15 protein-coding genes are annotated in these 16,331 nt (G+C 61.1%); 10 read left to right on the top strand and 5 right to left on the bottom strand.

Translation table 11 applies throughout. The annotated features are described in order from the left end of the window. Window positions 1–13 precede the first annotated feature (13 nt). On the bottom strand, window positions 14–1,555 hold the full coding sequence (locus tag NVB75_RS21400; protein WP_017478115.1) for a phosphoenolpyruvate carboxykinase: 1,542 nt from the start codon (window positions 1,553–1,555) through the stop codon (window positions 14–16). Between the two features lie 179 nt (window positions 1,556–1,734). Beyond that, window positions 1,735–2,637, bottom strand: coding sequence for an Hsp33 family molecular chaperone HslO (hslO, locus tag NVB75_RS21395; protein WP_258343196.1), 903 nt, complete (start codon window positions 2,635–2,637; stop codon window positions 1,735–1,737). A 125-nt stretch (window positions 2,638–2,762) separates the two neighbouring features. On the opposite strand from hslO, the gene NVB75_RS21390 reads away from it, so the two are divergent. Further along, window positions 2,763–3,563 (top strand): phosphatase PAP2 family protein, encoded by an 801-nt coding sequence (locus NVB75_RS21390; protein ID WP_258343195.1) that lies wholly within the window; start codon window positions 2,763–2,765, stop codon window positions 3,561–3,563. A 41-nt stretch (window positions 3,564–3,604) separates the two neighbouring features. Here the strand turns inward: NVB75_RS21390 and NVB75_RS21385 are convergent, their stop codons facing one another. Next, a complete protein-coding gene (locus NVB75_RS21385) occupies window positions 3,605–4,012 on the bottom strand; it encodes an RNA-binding S4 domain-containing protein (protein ID WP_017478112.1) in 408 nt (135 codons plus the stop codon). 116 nt (window positions 4,013–4,128) lie between these two features. Here NVB75_RS21385 and NVB75_RS21380 point away from each other — a divergent pair, with 116 nt between their 5' ends. Genes NVB75_RS21380 through rimK form a run of 3 tightly spaced genes read left to right on the top strand, consistent with a single transcriptional unit; the run spans window position 4,129 to window position 6,309 of the window. Next, window positions 4,129–4,908 carry an EAL domain-containing protein gene (locus NVB75_RS21380; RefSeq protein ID WP_258343194.1) on the top strand — a complete coding sequence of 260 codons (780 nt, stop codon included), beginning with the start codon at window positions 4,129–4,131 and terminating at the stop codon, window positions 4,906–4,908. Between the two features lie 34 nt (window positions 4,909–4,942). After that, window positions 4,943–5,407 carry an ATP-dependent zinc protease gene (locus NVB75_RS21375; RefSeq protein WP_017478110.1) on the top strand — a complete coding sequence of 155 codons (465 nt, stop codon included), beginning with the start codon at window positions 4,943–4,945 and terminating at the stop codon, window positions 5,405–5,407. Beyond that, a complete protein-coding gene (gene rimK / locus NVB75_RS21370) occupies window positions 5,404–6,309 on the top strand; it encodes a 30S ribosomal protein S6--L-glutamate ligase (protein ID WP_010214091.1) in 906 nt (301 codons plus the stop codon). Before NVB75_RS21375 ends, rimK begins: the two co-directional genes overlap by 4 nt. Before the next feature lie 124 nt (window positions 6,310–6,433). Here the strand turns inward: rimK and NVB75_RS21365 are convergent, their stop codons facing one another. Both NVB75_RS21365 and ompR read right to left on the bottom strand, forming a co-directional pair. Then, on the bottom strand, window positions 6,434–7,747 hold the full coding sequence (locus NVB75_RS21365) for an ATP-binding protein (protein WP_003213176.1): 1,314 nt from the start codon (window positions 7,745–7,747) through the stop codon (window positions 6,434–6,436). A gap of 116 nt (window positions 7,748–7,863) precedes the next feature. Next, complete coding sequence (ompR, locus tag NVB75_RS21360; protein WP_003213175.1) at window positions 7,864–8,604, bottom strand: two-component system response regulator OmpR; 741 nt, start codon at window positions 8,602–8,604, stop codon at window positions 7,864–7,866. Window positions 8,605–8,961: 357 nt separating this feature from the next. Here ompR and NVB75_RS21355 point away from each other — a divergent pair, with 357 nt between their 5' ends. The 6 genes from NVB75_RS21355 to tauC all read left to right on the top strand — a co-directional run bounded on the left by NVB75_RS21355 (window position 8,962) and on the right by tauC (window position 16,321). Then, a complete protein-coding gene (locus NVB75_RS21355) occupies window positions 8,962–11,286 on the top strand; it encodes a Tex family protein (protein ID WP_258343188.1) in 2,325 nt (774 codons plus the stop codon). Next, window positions 11,286–11,669 carry a PaaI family thioesterase gene (locus tag NVB75_RS21350; protein ID WP_258343186.1) on the top strand — a complete coding sequence of 128 codons (384 nt, stop codon included), beginning with the start codon at window positions 11,286–11,288 and terminating at the stop codon, window positions 11,667–11,669. The genes NVB75_RS21355 and NVB75_RS21350 overlap by 1 nt, the downstream gene beginning before the upstream one ends. A gap of 214 nt (window positions 11,670–11,883) precedes the next feature. Beyond that, on the top strand, window positions 11,884–13,467 hold the full coding sequence (gene gshA / locus NVB75_RS21345) for a glutamate--cysteine ligase (RefSeq protein ID WP_258343185.1): 1,584 nt from the start codon (window positions 11,884–11,886) through the stop codon (window positions 13,465–13,467). Between the two features lie 245 nt (window positions 13,468–13,712). Further along, the gene (gene tauA / locus NVB75_RS21340; RefSeq protein WP_003213167.1) at window positions 13,713–14,690 is read left to right on the top strand and encodes a taurine ABC transporter substrate-binding protein; all 978 of its coding nucleotides are present in this window, start codon (window positions 13,713–13,715) and stop codon (window positions 14,688–14,690) included. Between the two features lie 18 nt (window positions 14,691–14,708). Next, window positions 14,709–15,488, top strand: coding sequence for a taurine ABC transporter ATP-binding subunit (gene tauB / locus NVB75_RS21335; RefSeq protein ID WP_258343182.1), 780 nt, complete (start codon window positions 14,709–14,711; stop codon window positions 15,486–15,488). Further along, on the top strand, window positions 15,485–16,321 hold the full coding sequence (tauC, locus tag NVB75_RS21330; RefSeq protein WP_258343180.1) for a taurine ABC transporter permease TauC: 837 nt from the start codon (window positions 15,485–15,487) through the stop codon (window positions 16,319–16,321). The genes tauB and tauC overlap by 4 nt, the downstream gene beginning before the upstream one ends. The last annotated feature ends 10 nt before the right edge of the window (window positions 16,322–16,331 follow it).

Genomic DNA, 16,331 nt, shown 5'->3' with positions numbered 1-16,331 from the left:
CAACGGCCGAATCTTACAACTTCGGACCCGCAGCCTTGATCGCGTCGCTCACTTCAAACTTCTTGAAGTTCTCAACGAACAGACCCGCCAGCGCCTTAGCGGCTTCATCGTAGGCAGCCTTGTCAGCCCAGGTGTTACGTGGGTTCAGCAGGCCAGTCTCGACGCCCGGCACAGCCAACGGCACGTCCAGGTTGATGGTGTCGAGGTGTTCGGTCTCGGCACCAATCAACGCACCGCTCTGGATCGCTGCAATCACGCCACGGGTGGTCGGGATGTTGAAGCGCTTGCCAACGCCGTAGCCGCCGCCGGTCCAGCCGGTGTTGACCAGGTAGACCTTGGAGCCGAAGCCGCGGATGCGCTTGATCAGCAGCTCTGCGTATTCGCCGGCCGGGCGCGGGAAGAACGGCGCGCCGAAGCAGGTGGAGAAGGTCGACTTGATGCCGGCACCCGAACCCATTTCGGTCGAGCCCACCAGTGCGGTGTAGCCGGACAGGAAGTGGTAGGCCGCTTGTTCTTCACTGAGGATCGAGACTGGCGGCAGTACGCCGGTCAGGTCGCAGGTCAGGAAGATCACAGCGTTTGGCTCGCCACCGAGGTTTTTCTCGGAGCGCTTGGCAACGTGTTCCAGCGGGTAGGCGGCGCGGCTGTTCTGGGTCAGGCTGACGTCAGCGTAGTCGGCGTGCTTGGCGTCATCAATGACGACGTTTTCCAGCACGGCGCCGTGTTTGATGGCTTTCCAGATAACCGGTTCGTTCTTCTCGGACAGGTCGATGCACTTGGCATAGCAACCGCCTTCGATGTTGAACACAACACCTTCGCCCCAGCCGTGTTCGTCGTCGCCGATCAGGTAGCGGCTTTCGTCGGCGGACAGGGTGGTTTTACCCGTGCCGGACAGGCCGAAGAACAGGGTTACGTCGCCGGCTTCGCCAATGTTGGCGGCGCAGTGCATCGGCAGTACGTCGGAGGCCGGCAGCAGGAAGTTCTGCACCGAGAACATGGCTTTTTTCATCTCACCGGCGTAACGCATGCCAGCGATCAGCACTTTTTTCTGGGCGAAGTTGAGGATCACGCAACCGTCGGAGTTGGTGCCGTCACGCTCTGGCACGCATTCGAAGTTGGCCACGTTGAGCACTTGCCACTCTTCACGACCGGCCGGGTTGTACTGGGCAGGGTTGATGAACAGGCAACGACCGAAAAGGTTCTGCCAGGCAGTCTGGGTGGTCATTTTCACGGCCAGGTAGTGGTCTTCTGCAGCCCCTACGTGAACGTGGGAAACGAAATGCTCTTGCGCGTTGTTGAATGCCTCGACGCGAGCCCACAGGGCATCGAACTTGTCGGCCGGGAACTTGCGGTTGATCGGGCCCCAGGCAATGGCAGCCTGGGTGGAAGGCTCTTCAACGATGAAGCGGTCGACTGGCGAACGGCCGGTACGATGACCGGTTTCTACGACCAGCGCGCCGGTATCGGCAAGCACGCCTTCACCGCGCTGCAGGGCTTCTTTGACCAGATCGTCAACACTCAGATCGGTGTATACGGCGTTATTGGCTTGCGTCATGAGGTTCCCCGTCGGCCAGTGGCCGAGTGCTCCAAACGTTTTGTAGTAGAAAGTTGCGCACTACTACCGCGAAAAAAGTGGGCCGGATTATGCCAGAAAAGCCCAAAAAGAGTAGGGCCCTCCGGTCAGAACGGCGGAAATCCGGCGTTTGTCAGGTGATTTACCTGTGCTTAAACGTTTTAGTGGCGGGTGCCTGAAGGGGTGTCTACGCCCGCGCCGGCGAATAATTGAGCAATATCGGCGGCGTCGAACAGGTAGCGCTGGTTACAGAACTGGCAGTCGATCTCGATGTTGCCACCGTGTTCCACCACCAAGGCCTGCGCATCTTCCAGACCCAGGCTGACCAGGGCCGTGGCCGAACGCTCGCGGGAGCAACTGCAGTGGAAGTGCAGGGATTGCACGTCGAACAGGCGCACGGCCTCTTCGTGGTAGAGACGGTGCAGGATGGTTTCGTTGTCCAGGCCCAGCAGTTCTTCGGCTTTCAAGGTGCCGGCCAGGGCGGTGATATGGGCCCAGCTGTCGGCACGGTCTTCTTCATCCTTGATACGGTCGGCCGGCAGTTGTTGCAGCAGCAGGCCACGGGCACGCTTGCCGTCGGCGTTGAGCCAGAAGCGGGTGCCCACTTGCTGGGACATCACGAAATAGTTGGTGAAGCAGTCGGACAGGGTTTCGCCGTCGAGGTCGACGATGCCTTGGTAGCGCTGGCCAACCGTCGGGTCGACGGTCAGCGCCAGCACACCGTCAGGCATCAGGTCGGCCAGGGTCGCATCTGGGGCAATCCGGTCGGCGTCGTATCGGGCCAGGCCACGGATCTCGCGCTCGCTGGAACATTCGATCATCAATAGCGGAATCGGGCCTTCGGAGCGGGCCTGCAGGATCAGCAAGCCGTCGAACTTCAGGGTGCCTACCAGCAGCGAGGCGGCCGCCATCAGTTCGCCGAGCAATTGTGCAACCGGCTCCGGATAGGGGTGCTTGGCGAGGACTTCGGCATAGCTGCGCTCCAGGGCGACCAGTTCGCCGCGGGCGTCGCTGTCGTCGAAGATGAAGCGTTGGGTGAAGTCGGTATCCGGTAGATCAGTCATAGGTCTGGGTATCTGAATTGATGACAAAATGATGACAACGTTTATAAAATTACACGCTTTAGCACCGTTTTGGTGCGGCCTTCTGCGGGAAAACGAAGCGCTTTAAAGCAAAGAGGAAACAGTTTATGAACAATCCGGGTCTGTTCCAAGCCAAGTGGAACCTCGGGCGCTTGGCCCTGTGTAATTTACTCGCTGTGGGACTCCTGTGTTTTTGGCTCTGGCCGGCGGGCCAGGCGCTCTGCGTAGTTTTCGACGAGTGGCTGTTTCATCTGCTCAACGACCCGTTGGCGAGCAGCTCGACGTGGCTGCATGTGTGGGCGGTGGCGAGTTTGCGACCGTTCGATGCGGTGGTCGGGGTGATTCTGCTGGCGCTGTTGATTCGTGGCGACTGGGTGTTCAAGGCAATTCACGTGCGCCAGGCGTTTTTCGGATTCCTGGGCATTCTGCTGCTGTTGCTGTTTATCCGCATGTTGTTTTCCAAGCTCGCGGCCCAGATGGGCTGGCAACACCATAGCCCGTCGATGGTAATCAGCGGGGCGATTCAGATGAGCGACTATTTCCCGGGCCTTGAGAAGACGTGGGAACTGAAGGACCGCTCCAGCCAGAGTTTCCCGGGGGATCACGCGTCGGTGTTGTTGATCTGGGGGATGTTTATGACGGTGTTTGCCAAACGGATCAGCCAGATTGTGGTGATTTGGGGGCTGGCGCTGCTGTTCATGACGCCGCGGCTGGTGGCCGGCGCGCATTGGGGGCAGGACGATTACATCGGCGGGGTGTTGCTGGCGCTGTTGGCGTTGGGCTGGGGTTACTACACGCCGTTTGCGGCGAAGGTTTCCGGGGGATTGGTGCGGGTGACGACGCCGCTGCTGGATTGGTTTCAGCGGGTACCGTTGGTCAATCGCTTGAGCGTTATCCGCAGCGCTTGAGTGGAAGTTGCAGGAGCCGCTTGGCTCCTGCGGTTTTCCGGTTAATCATCATTGCCACTGCCGCGAAACTTGAACAGGTCGCGCCGCTGTTTCTTACTCGGCTTGCCGTCGGTGGTCATGCCCAGGGAGCCCGCCTTGCGCATGGCCGCCGCGTTTTCGCGCTTGGCGATACTGGCTTCGGTTTCGGTATACAACGCCTGCGCCTCGGGAGCGCCCTTTCGTACAATTGAAAGCGCCTGGACCACGACGGTTCGCTCATCAAAACCGGCACGAATCTGGAATTCATCGCCGATGCGCGGCTCCTTGCCGGGCTTGCAACGCTCTCCGCGCCAATGCACCTTGCCACTCTCGATGGCCGCTTTGGCCAGGGCGCGGGTCTTGAAGAAGCGCGCCGCCCACAACCACTTGTCCAAACGGACTTTTTCTTCCTCTTCCTGCTTCTGAGCCACTTGAATTCCTCGCTCTGAAAAATGTCGCAACTTTAACGTTGAACCCCTTCAACGCATAAACCCTTGAGCTCACCTAAGATACGCCAGGTAGCATCCTGTTTTCGCGAGGTTAACGCGTGACCGACTTTCCCATTTCACTCACCTCGCCCAAACAAGCCTGTGCGGGTTGCCAGCAAAGCGAACCGCTGGGCTTTGAGTTTGCCTTTGCGTATCAGCCTATCGTGGACCTGCGGGACCAGTCGATTTTTGCCCATGAAGCCTTGGTGCGCGGCGTGAATGGTGAGGGCGCGCTGTCGGTGCTGGATCAGGTCAACGACAGCAATCGCTACCGTTTCGACCAGCAATGCCGCACCAAGGCGATCGCCACCGCCTCGACACTGGCCATGCAGACGCACCTTTCAATCAACTTCATGCCCAACGCCGTCTACCGGCCAGAGCTGTGCATTCGCAGCACCCTGGAGGCCGCTCGCGCACACAATTTTCCGCTGGACCGACTGATTTTTGAAACACTGGAAAGCGAGCACGTAGATAACTATCGCCATTTGACGAATATTCTGCGTGAATACCGAGAATTCGGCTTCAAGACCGCCATCGACGATTTCGGGGCGGGCTATTCGGGGCTGAATCTGCTGGCTGATTTCCAACCCGACTTGATCAAACTCGACATGGCGCTGATCCGCGATGTCGACCGTGATCGTGTCCGTCAGGTGATCGTCCGGGGGATTGTCACAATCTGTGAGCAGTTGGGCGTTACTGTCATCGCCGAGGGCATCGAAAGTGCCGGTGAGCGGGACTTTCTCGCCGACTGCGGAATATTCCTGATGCAAGGCTACTGGTTCGCCAAGCCTGCATTCAAAGCCCTGGCCAAGGTATCACCCGACGCCTGGGCGAATTAATTGCTGGTTATTCATATTGAAGACATTTGACCATTTGACCGTTGTGGGTCTGCGTGAGTGGGTGGCACTTCCCGACCTGGGAGTGGCTGGCCTGCGCGCCAAGATCGACACCGGCGCCAGCACCTCAAGCCTGCATGCCACCGAGATCGAGCCGTTTGAGCGCGACGGTGCGAAGTGGGTGCGCTTCACCGCGCACCTGGGCAGCGTGGTGCAACTGCGCCACCGGCGCTGCGAAGCGCCGCTGGTGGCGATGAAAACCATTAAAAGCTCCAACGGCCAGGCCCAGGTGCGGTACGTGATCAGCACCACCCTGGCCCTGGGCGATCGGGTATGGCGGGTGGAATTCACCCTCGCCTGCCGCAAGGCGATGCGCTATCGCCTGTTGCTCGGCTCCAAAGCCCTGATTGACGGCCAACTGGTGGTCAATCCCGGCCTCAAATACGTTCAAGACAAGCCGGTGTTCCCGGTCTCTACTACCTCTGCCACAGGTGTTGCATGAAGATCGCTGTGCTGTCGCGTAACCCGCGTCTGTATTCCACCCGTCGCCTGGTCGAGGCCGGCACCGAACGTGGCCATGAGATGGTGGTGATCGATACGTTGCGCGCCTATATGAACATTGCCAGTCATAAGCCGCAGATCCACTACCGGGGCAAACCGCTGGAAGGCTTCGATGCGGTGATTCCGCGTATCGGTGCTTCGGTGACGTTCTATGGCTGCGCAGTACTGCGCCAGTTTGAAATGATGGGTGTATTTCCCCTCAATGAATCGGTGGCCATCGCCCGTTCGCGGGACAAGCTGCGCTCGTTGCAGTTGCTGTCGCGCCGTGGCATTGGTTTGCCGGTGACCGGCTTTGCGCACTCCCCGGATGACATTCCCGACCTGATCGACATGGTCAATGGCGCGCCTCTGGTGATCAAGGTGCTGGAAGGCACCCAAGGCATCGGCGTGGTGCTGTGTGAAACCGCGACAGCGGCCGAGTCGGTGATCGAGGCGTTCATGGGCCTCAAGCAGAACATCATGGTGCAGGAGTACATCAAGGAGGCCGGCGGTGCAGATATCCGCTGCTTCGTGGTGGGCGACAAGGTAATTGCTGCGATGAAGCGCCAGGCCAAGCCGGGTGAGTTTCGCTCCAACCTGCACCGTGGCGGCAGCGCCAGCCTGATCAAGATCACCCCGGAAGAACGCATGACGGCCCTGCGGGCAGCCAAGGTCATGGGGTTGAGTGTGGCGGGTGTGGATATCTTGCGCTCCAACCACGGGCCGCTTGTGATGGAGGTGAACTCGTCACCGGGCCTGGAAGGGATTGAGACCACCACCGGCAAGGATGTGGCGGGGATCATCATTCAGCATCTGGAGAAGAATGGTGGGCCGAATATGACCAGGACCAAAGGCAAAGGTTGAGGACTCCCAACCTGTAAAGCACCGCAAAACCAGTGTGGGAGCGGGCTTGCTCGCGAAGGCGGTGGGTCAGTCAACATTTCTATGGACTGACCCACCGCCTTCGCGAGCAAGCCCGCTCCCACATTTAGACCGCGTCCCTGGGCAACATCAGCCCCAACGGCAAGCGAACCCGTGCTTCCAAACCGCCATCCGGCCGGTTACGCAATTCGACATTGCCGCCATGCATCGAAGCAATCCGCCGCACAATCGCAAGCCCCAGGCCCGTACCTTTGCCGCCCCGGGCACGATCGCCACGGGTGAACGGGTTGAAGATGCCTTCCAGCTCTGCGGGATCGATACCGGCGCCACGGTCCATGACACTCAGCACCACGTACGGCGCACTGGTATCCCCGGAAACGTAGGCCGCCACTTCCACATCGGAACCGGCGTGATGCAGGGCGTTGCCAATCAGGTTGTTCAGCAGGCGTTTCATCGAGACCCGACGCAACGCGAACGGCTGGATCGGTTCCAGGCGCATCCGCACCTGCTCACCGTTCTGGTTGTAGGGCGCCACCACCTCACGCACCAGGTCCGTCAGGTCGACCTCTTCCACCACCTCATCCCGGCCATCGCGGATAAACGCGAGGAACTGGTCGAGAATCGCGTCCATGTCCTCGATGTCTCGAACCATGTCGTCGGTAAGGTCGGTGTGGTTGCCCATCAGCTCCAGGGAAAGCCGCAAACGCGTCAATGGCGTGCGCAGGTCATGGGACACCCCCGCCAGCATCAGCTCGCGCTCGCGCCCCGCCTGTTCGACATCCTCGGCCATCTGGTTGAACGCGCTGTACACCTCGGTCATTTCACTCGGCGTGTCGCTGATGGGCAGCCGCACGCTACGGCCCTGACCGAGCTGGCGTGCAGCAAACACCAGGCGTTTCAGCGGCTGGTTGAGCTGGCGCACAAAAATCCAGGCTGACGCGGTGGAAAGCAAACCAATTGCCAGGAACCAGCCCAGCACGTTCCAGATCTTCTGCCCCCGCAGTGGATGCGGGTACAGCGGCACCTTCAGCCAGTCCTCCCCCAGGCTCGGGGCCCGCACCCACAGCGCCGGCGACACATGCATGCGCAGCCGTACCTCGGTGTCCTCACCCAGTTCGGCCTGCATCTGTCTTTGGTAGATTTCGCTGTAGGGCCAATGTTGCTCGCCCTCGGGCACGCCCGCACCTGCGACCCGGACCAGGGTGGCAGCCTTGGCGATCTTCTCGCGGTTCTCGGGGTCTGCGGCCCAGTAGGCGCGCAAGGTCAGGGCAACACCGTGGCTGTACTGCCGGTCCACCAGCACGTCTTCGTTCATCAACAGATAAACCAGTGTCAGGGCCTTGGAAAACAGTACGACGATGAGCACCAGCCAAAGGGTGCGTGAGAAGAAACTTTGCGGGAACCACAACGGGGTTTTCATAGAAGACAGCTAGACACCTTGCAGGAGCGAGCGAGGCTCGCAGAATTGCAAACGCCGGGCAACCGGCCGACTCTTATCGAGTCAATACCGGCAAGCCCGCTTCTGCAAATCATCGGTCACTTGGTTGCAGTGCCATCCGGCACAAACACGTAACCCACGCCCCACACCGTCTGGATATAACGCGGCTTGGATGGATCGGGCTCGATCATCCGGCGCAGACGGGAGATCTGTACGTCGATGGAGCGCTCCAGGGCGTCCCACTCGCGGCCACGGGCCAGGTTCATCAGCTTGTCGCGGGTCAGCGGCTGGCGAGCGTTCATCACCAGTGCCTTGAGCACGGCGAATTCGCCGGTGGTCAGCATGTGCACTTCATCGCCACGCTTGAGCTCACGGGTCGCCAGCGACAGCTCGTAGTCACCGAAGGTCACGCTTTCGTCTTCGCTGCCTGGGGCACCCGGTACCGGGGCGGCCTGGCGACGCAGTACGGCCTTGACCCGCGCCATCAGCTCATCCGGGTTGAACGGCTTGGCCAGGTAGTCGTCAGCGCCCAGTTCCAGGCCCTTGATACGGCTCAGCTCATCGCCCTTGGCGGTCAGCATGATGATCGGGATCTGATTGTTGGCACCGCGCAGGCGTTTGCAGGCGGTCAGGCCGTCTTCGCCGGGCAGCATCAGGTCCAGCACCACCAGGTTGAAGACTTCACGTCCCAACAGGCGGTCCATCTGTTCGGTGTTTGGCACCGCGCGTGCGCGATAGCCCTTGGAGTTGAAGAAACGCTCCAGCAGGCTGCTCAGCCCCGGATCGTCATCAACGATGAGAATTTTTTCGCCTTCAGCAGTTTGTGCAGTGCTGCTCATTAGATGCTCCTCTTATCTCGGCGCGCATTATGGCGTAGCTGCCGTTATACGCACCGTGTGCATTGTTAGCAGATTTTTCCTCTACCGCCAGCGAACCCGCGCCCTACAACCTTGGCGGCAATCCCCCCAAGGGCGGAACGCTGGTTATAATGCGGCGCCTTTGTGCAGGGCAACGTCAGTTCGTTGCCGTTTACTGCCAGGGGATTTTTTTCACCCGCTTGTAGTGATTTTTTCGATTTCGAGGGTCAATAGGCTGCCTCTTGACCCAGGCAGCGGCGCCAGTCGGGCCGCTCAACCAGCCTCGCAAGCCTTGTTTTCCGGGCCTGCGAGCCTGCTTTCAGAATTTCAGGTGGTTTTATGGACAGCATCAACAGCCGCATCGCCGAGGAACTCGGTGTACGCCCACAACAGGTCGAAGCGGCCGTCGCTCTACTGGATGAAGGCTCCACAGTGCCCTTCATCGCCCGTTACCGTAAAGAAGTCACCGGCAGCCTCGATGATATCCAGTTGCGGCATCTGGAAGAGCGCCTGCGCTACCTGCGAGAACTCGACGAACGGCGCATCAGCATCCTCGCCAGCATCGAAGAGCAAGGCAAGCTGACCCCGCAACTGGAACGCGACATCAAACTCGCCGACACCAAGACCCGTCTCGAAGACTTGTACCTGCCGTACAAACAGAAGCGCCGCACCAAGGGCCAGATCGCCCTGGAAGCCGGCCTCGGCGAGCTGGCCGATGGCCTGTTCAACGACCCGACCCTGGCCCCGGAAACCGAAGCTGCACGCTTTGTCGATGCCGAAAAAGGCGTGGCCGACGTCAAGGCCGCCCTCGAAGGCGCCAAGTACATCCTCATGGAGCGCTTCGCCGAAGACGCCAACCTGCTGGAAAAACTGCGCAATTACCTGAAGCAGGAAGCCACCCTCAGTGCCCGCGTGATCGCCGGCAAGGAAGAGGAAGGCGCCAAGTTCCGCGACTACTTCGAACATGATGAGCCGCTGAAAAGCATGCCGTCCCACCGCGCCCTCGCGATTTTCCGCGGTCGCAACGAAGGCATCCTGAGCTCCGCGCTGAAAGTCGGCGACGAGCTGCCCGGCACCATGCACCCGTGCGAAGGTATGATCGGTCAACAGTTCGGCATCCAGAATCAGAACCGTCCTGCGGACAAGTGGCTCAGTGAAGTCGTGCGCTGGACCTGGAAGGTCAAGCTCTACACCCACCTGGAAACCGACCTGCTGGGCGAGTTGCGCGACGGCGCCGAGACCGAAGCCATCAGCGTGTTCGCCCACAACCTGCACGACCTGCTGCTGGCCGCGCCCGCCGGCCCACGCGCCACCCTGGGCCTCGACCCGGGCCTGCGTACCGGCTGCAAGGTTGCCGTGGTCGACGCCACCGGCAAGCTGCTCGACCATGCCACGGTTTACCCCCACGTGCCGCACAACAAGTGGGACCAGACCATAGCGATCTTGGCCGCCTTGTGCGCCAAGCACTCGGTGGACCTGATCGCCATCGGCAACGGTACCGCCAGCCGCGAAACCGACAAGCTGGCCGCCGAGCTGATCAAAAAATACCCAGGCATGCAGATGACCAAGGTAATGGTCTCCGAGGCCGGCGCTTCGGTGTACTCCGCGTCTGAATTGGCCTCCAAGGAATTCCCGGACCTCGACGTGTCGATCCGTGGCGCGGTATCCATTGCTCGCCGCCTGCAGGATCCACTGGCCGAGCTGGTGAAGATCGACCCGAAATCCATCGGCGTCGGCCAGTACCAGCACGACGTGTCGCAGCTGAAACTGGCACGCGGCCTGGATGCGGTAGTGGAAGACTGCGTGAACAAGGTCGGCGTGGACGTGAACACCGCCTCGGTAGCGCTGTTGGCCCGGATCTCCGGCCTCAACACCACCCTGGCGCAGAACATCGTGACCCACCGCGATGAGAACGGTGCGTTCAAGACCCGTGCAGCACTGAAAAAAGTCGCACGCCTGGGCGAAAAAACTTTCGAACAGGCCGCCGGCTTCCTGCGCGTCATGAACGGCGACAACCCGCTGGACTCCTCGGCCGTCCACCCGGAAGCCTACCCGCTGGTACAACGCATCGCCGCTGAAACCGACCGTGACATCCGCTCGTTGATCGGCGACGCCGCCTTCCTCAAGCGCCTGGACCCGAAAAAGTACACCGACGAAACCTTCGGCGTACCGACCATCACCGACATCCTGCAAGAACTGGAAAAACCTGGCCGCGACCCGCGTCCCGAGTTCAAGACCGCCGAGTTCCAGGACGGCGTCGAAGACCTCAAGGACCTGCAACTGGGGATGATCCTCGAGGGCGTCGTCACCAACGTGACCAACTTCGGCGCGTTTGTGGATATCGGCGTGCATCAGGACGGTTTGGTGCATATCTCTGCGCTTTCGGAGAAGTTCATCAAGGATCCGCGCGAAGCGGTGAAAGCCGGTGACGTGGTCAAGGTCAAGGTCATGGAAGTCGACATCCCGCGCAAACGCGTCGGCCTGTCGATGCGCATGAGCGACACCCCGGGCGAGAAAATCGACGGTGCCCGCGGCGCACGCCCAGGCTCGGCGCCCCGCCAGTCCCAAGGCAGCGCACCGCGCAAGGAAACCACTGCGCCAGCCCCGGCCAACAACGCCATGGCCTCGCTGTTCGCCAACGCCAAACAACTGAAGAAACGTTAATGGAACTGCCAGCCGGCTTGACCCACAGCGCTTTCAGCGAACTCATTGGCTGCCGCCTGCAACGCCTGGAAACCGGGGTTGCAGAGGTGGCCATGTCCCTGGAGCCGCAGTTGCGCAACCGCGCTGGCAAGCTCCATGGCGGGGCGATCTTCAGCCTGGTGGACATTGCCATGGGGCTGGCCTGCTCCAGCTCCCATGGTTTCGACCAGCAGAGCGCGACCATCGAATGCAAGATCAACTACATCCGCGCCGTTTCCGAGGGCGATGTGCTGTGCACTGCCCGGGTGATTCACCCCGGTCGGCGCACGCTGGTGGTCGAGGCTGACGTGTACCAGGACGAAAAACTGGTCGCAAAAGCACAAGGCACCTTCGCTGTCCTATAGCTCCCTGTCATCGATTTGAGTTAATTTCGGCGCTTCGAAAGTTGCGCCGAACTTTTCCTCGTGCGCGATAGCCAGAATCAGGGACGAGGGCGGCTCTTTCAGAGTGGGTCAATCCGGCTCGAAAACCAGGCGATAACGCCAGTTTCCACTTCACCCTTGTAGACCGTCCTGCCCACCCCCATATTGGGGCGACTGACGCGTGAAGGAATCCAACTTGAGCGAACTTCTCAACCGCCGCCTGGCCCTGCTCGGCAAGCACGAACACCTCTCTTTGCTCGAGCAATGCCTGCACGGCATCGAGCGCGAATGCCTGCGCGTCACCGGTGAAGGCCGACTGGCACAAACGCCGCATCCCGAGGCGCTGGGCGCTGCACTGACCCACGAACAGATCACCACCGACTATTCCGAGTCGCTGCTTGAGTTCATCACCCCGGCGTTGCCCAACCCGGCCGATACCCTGAGCAGCCTCGACAAGATCCACCGTTTTGCCTACAGCAAGCTCGGCAACGAGTACCTGTGGAGTCCATCGATGCCGTGCCCGTTGCCGGCCGAGGAAGATATTCCGATTGCCTACTACGGCACCTCCAACATCGGACAGCTCAAGTACGTGTATCGCAAGGGCCTGGCCCTGCGGTACGGCAAGACCATGCAGTGCATCGCCGGGATCCACTACAACTTTTCCCTGCCGGAAGCCTTGTGGCCGCTGCTCAAGGAAGCCGAAGGCTTTGTAGGAACCGACCGCGACTACCAGTCCACGGCCTATATCGCGCTGATCCGCAACTTCCGCCGCTACAGCTGGCTGCTGATGTACCTGTTCGGCGCCTCGCCGGCCCTGGACGCGGGTTTCCTGCGTGGTCGCTCGCATCAGCTGGAAGTGCTGGACGCCGAAACGCTGTACCTGCCGTACGCCACCAGCCTGCGCATGAGCGACCTGGGTTACCAGAGCAACGCCCAGGCCGGCCTTACGCCTTGCTACAACGACCTGGCGAGCTACACCGACAGCCTGCGCGAAGCTGTGGCAACGCCCTACGCGCCGTACGTCGAAGTCGGCACCCATAAGGACGGTGAGTGGGTACAGCTCAACACCAACATCCTGCAGATCGAAAACGAGTACTACTCCAACATCCGGCCCAAGCGGGTGACCTACACCGGCGAGCGGCCGATCCAGGCGCTGATGGCCCGTGGCATTCAATACATCGAAGTGCGCTGCCTGGACATCAACCCGTTCCTGCCGATGGGCATCGACTTGCAAGAGTCGCGCTTCCTCGACGCGTTCCTGCTGTATTGCGCGCTGAATGACAGCCCGCTGTTCGCCGACAACGAGTGCGGCAACGCCACCTCCAACTTCCTCAGCGTGGTCAAGGAAGGTCGCCGTCCGGGCCTGCAATTGCAGCGCCGTGGCGAATCGGTGGACATGAAGGAATGGGCCGCCGAGTTGCTGGAGCAAATCGCTCCGTTGGCAGCCTTGCTGGACCAGAGCCAAGGCATCAATGAACACAGCCAGGCGCTGGACGCCCAGTTGGCGAAGGTCAAGGATTCGTCCCTGACCCCGTCGGCCCAGGTGCTGGCGGCGATGAGCGAGCGTAAAGAGAGCTTTGCGCAGTTCTCGTTGCATCAGAGCCAGGTGCATGCCGAACACTTCCGCAGCGAGCCGTTGAAGGCTGAGGAACAGGCACGCTTTGAAGAGCTGGCGCGTAATTCGCTGGCGCAGCAGGCGGAGCTGGAGCAGAACGAAGTGGGCGATTTTGACGTGTTTGTCGGGTCGTACCAGGCGAGCATCCTCGCCATCAGCAACTAAAAGCCTGGCACAGACCCTTGTGGGAGCGGGCTTGCTCGCGAAAGCGTTGTATCAGTCGATGTATTCGGTGACTGATTCACCGCGTTCGCGAGCAAGCCCGCTCCCACATTTGACCTATGCGCCTTATAGCCTGGTGCTCAAGTTTCTCCTCATAAGCTAATTCGAAAAGGTTATTTATTTTCGGATTCTTAGATCATTTAGTCTTCTCACACGCCGACCTCCGGCCGCCTGATGAGGACTTCCCCTTGAAACTGCACTTCCCCCTTCGCCTCTTGGCGGCATTGTCCCTGGCCGGCGCCAGCCTGTTTGCCCAGGCCGCCGACGTCACCATCGCTTACCAGACCACCGTTGACCCGGCGAAAGTCGCCCAGGCCGACGGCGCCTACGAAAAAGCCACCAACGCCAAGATCGACTGGCGCAAATTCGACAACGGTGCAGACATCATCGCCGCCATCGCTTCCGGCGACGTGCAGATCGGCTACCTGGGCTCCAGCCCGCTGACTGCTGCCGTGACCCGCAAGGTCCCGGTAGAAACTTTCCTGATCGCCACCCAGATCGGCGGCGCCGAAGCCCTGGTGGCCCGCAACGGTTCCGGGATCAACAGCCCGCAGGATCTGATCGGCAAGAAAGTCGCCGTGCCGTTCGTTTCCACCGGCCACTACAGCCTGCTGGCCGCGCTGAAGCACTGGAACATCGACCCCTCCAAAGTGACCATCCTCAACCTCGCGCCGCCGGCCATCATCGCCGCCTGGAAGCGTGGTGATATCGACGCGACTTACGTATGGGACCCTGCGCTCGGCGTGGCCAAGGAAAACGGCAAGGTGCTGATCACCTCCGGCGAACTGGCCAAATTTGGCGCACCGACCTTCGATGCCTGGATCGTGCGTAAGGATTTCGCCGAGAAGCACCCGGAAATCGTCACGGCTTTTGCCAAGGTCACCCTGGATGCCTACGCCGCTTACCGCAAAGACCCACAAGCCTGGCTGGCGGACAAAGGCAACGTCGACAAACTGGTGAAGCTCTCCGGAGCCAAGGCCAGCGACATTCCGCTGCTGCTGCAAGGCAACGTCTACCCGCTGGCGGCTGACCAGGTGACCCTGCTTGGCGCGCCGACCACCAAGGCTGTCACCGACACCGCCGCGTTCCTCAAGGAACAGGGCAAGGTCGACGCCGTACTGCCGGACTACGCCCCGTACGTCAGCCCGAAGTTCATCACTAACTGATACCAGGAGTTCACCGCGATGGCCTTGCTACAACTGGAGCGCATCAGCGCACAGTACCCAGGCAGCCCGGAGCCCGTACTGGCCGATATTTCCCTGAGCCTTGGGCCCCAGCAATTGCTGGTAGCCCTCGGCCCTTCCGGCAGTGGCAAGACTTCGTTGTTGAACCTGATTGCCGGCTTTGTCGAACCCAGCGCCGGGCGCATCACCCTTGATGGTGTGCCGGTAAAAGGACCGAGCGCCGAACGCGGCGTGGTGTTCCAGGACGACGCCCTGCTGCCCTGGCAGGACGTGCTGGCCAACGTCGGCTTCGGCCTGGAACTGGCGGGCGTACCCAAGGCCCAGCGGGAAATCCGCGCTCGGGAAATGCTCGCCCTGGTGGACCTCGCCGGCTTCGACGGCCGCCGCATCTGGCAACTCTCCGGTGGCCAGAAGCAACGTGTGGGCCTGGCCCGCGCGTTGGCTGCTGACCCGCGCGTCTTGCTGATGGATGAACCCTTCGGCGCCCTCGATGCCTTCACCCGCGAACAGATGCAGGAACTGTTGCTGCAAGTCTGGCGGCGCACAGCCAAGCCGGTGTTCCTGATTACCCACGACATCGAAGAAGCCGTATTCCTCGCCACGGACCTGATTCTGTTGGCGCCTAACCCCGGGCAGATCGTCGAGCGCCTGAGCCTGGACTTCGGCCAGCGCTACGCCGCCGGTGAGTCTGCACGGGCGATCAAGTCCGACCCGCGCTTTATCGAAACCCGCGAACACGTGCTGGGCAAGGTGTTCTCCCAACGGCAGGTGTCCGCATGAGCAGTTATGAATTACCGGCCACGGCCGCCAAGCCGGTGAGCAAACCCGCCGTGCCCGTACGCCGCAGCCTGAGCACCCGCTGGATCAGCGTGTTCACCCTGGTGACCCTGGTTGCCATCTGGTGGGCTGTGACCGCCAGCGGGCTGATCGAGCCGCTGTTCCTGCCACCGCCTTCCGCCGTACTGCAAAAAGGCTGGCTGCTGGCGACCACTGGCTACATGGACTCCACCCTGTGGCAGCACTTGGGCGCGAGCCTCAAGCGTATCGGCCTCGGCCTCGGCTTTGCCGTGCTGACCGCCGTGCCGGTGGGGATTGCCATCGGCTCCAACCGCATCGCCCGGGGCATTCTGGATCCGCTGATCGAGTTTTACCGCCCGATCCCGCCGCTGGCTTACCTGCCGCTGATCGTGATCTGGTGCGGCATCGGCGAGCTGTCCAAGGTGTTGTTGATCTACCTGGCGATTTTTGCGCCGATCGCCATCGCCACCGCCACCGGCGTACGTACCGTCGACCCGGCCAAACTGCGCGCTGCTCAGTCGTTGGGTGCGACACGGGCACAGCTGATTCGTCACGTAATCCTGCCGAGCGCCCTCCCCGACATTCTCACCGGCGTGCGGATTGGCCTCGGTGTCGGATGGTCGACGTTGGTGGCCGCCGAGCTGATCGCCGCCACCAGCGGCCTGGGCTTTATGGTGCAGTCCGCCGCGCAGTTTCTGGTCACCGATGTGGTGGTGCTGGGCATCCTGGTGATCGCATTGATCGCCTTTGCGATGGAAATGGGCTTGCGTGCCCTGCAGCGCAAACTGGTGCCGTGGCATGGCCAGGCACACTAAGCATTTTTCG

This window comes from Pseudomonas sp. CBS, assembly GCF_024734645.1.
Classification (GTDB): Bacteria; Pseudomonadota; Gammaproteobacteria; order Pseudomonadales; family Pseudomonadaceae; genus Aquipseudomonas.
The sequence above is the reverse complement of the archived record's forward strand: the minus strand, read 5'-3'. Positions and strand labels throughout refer to the sequence as shown.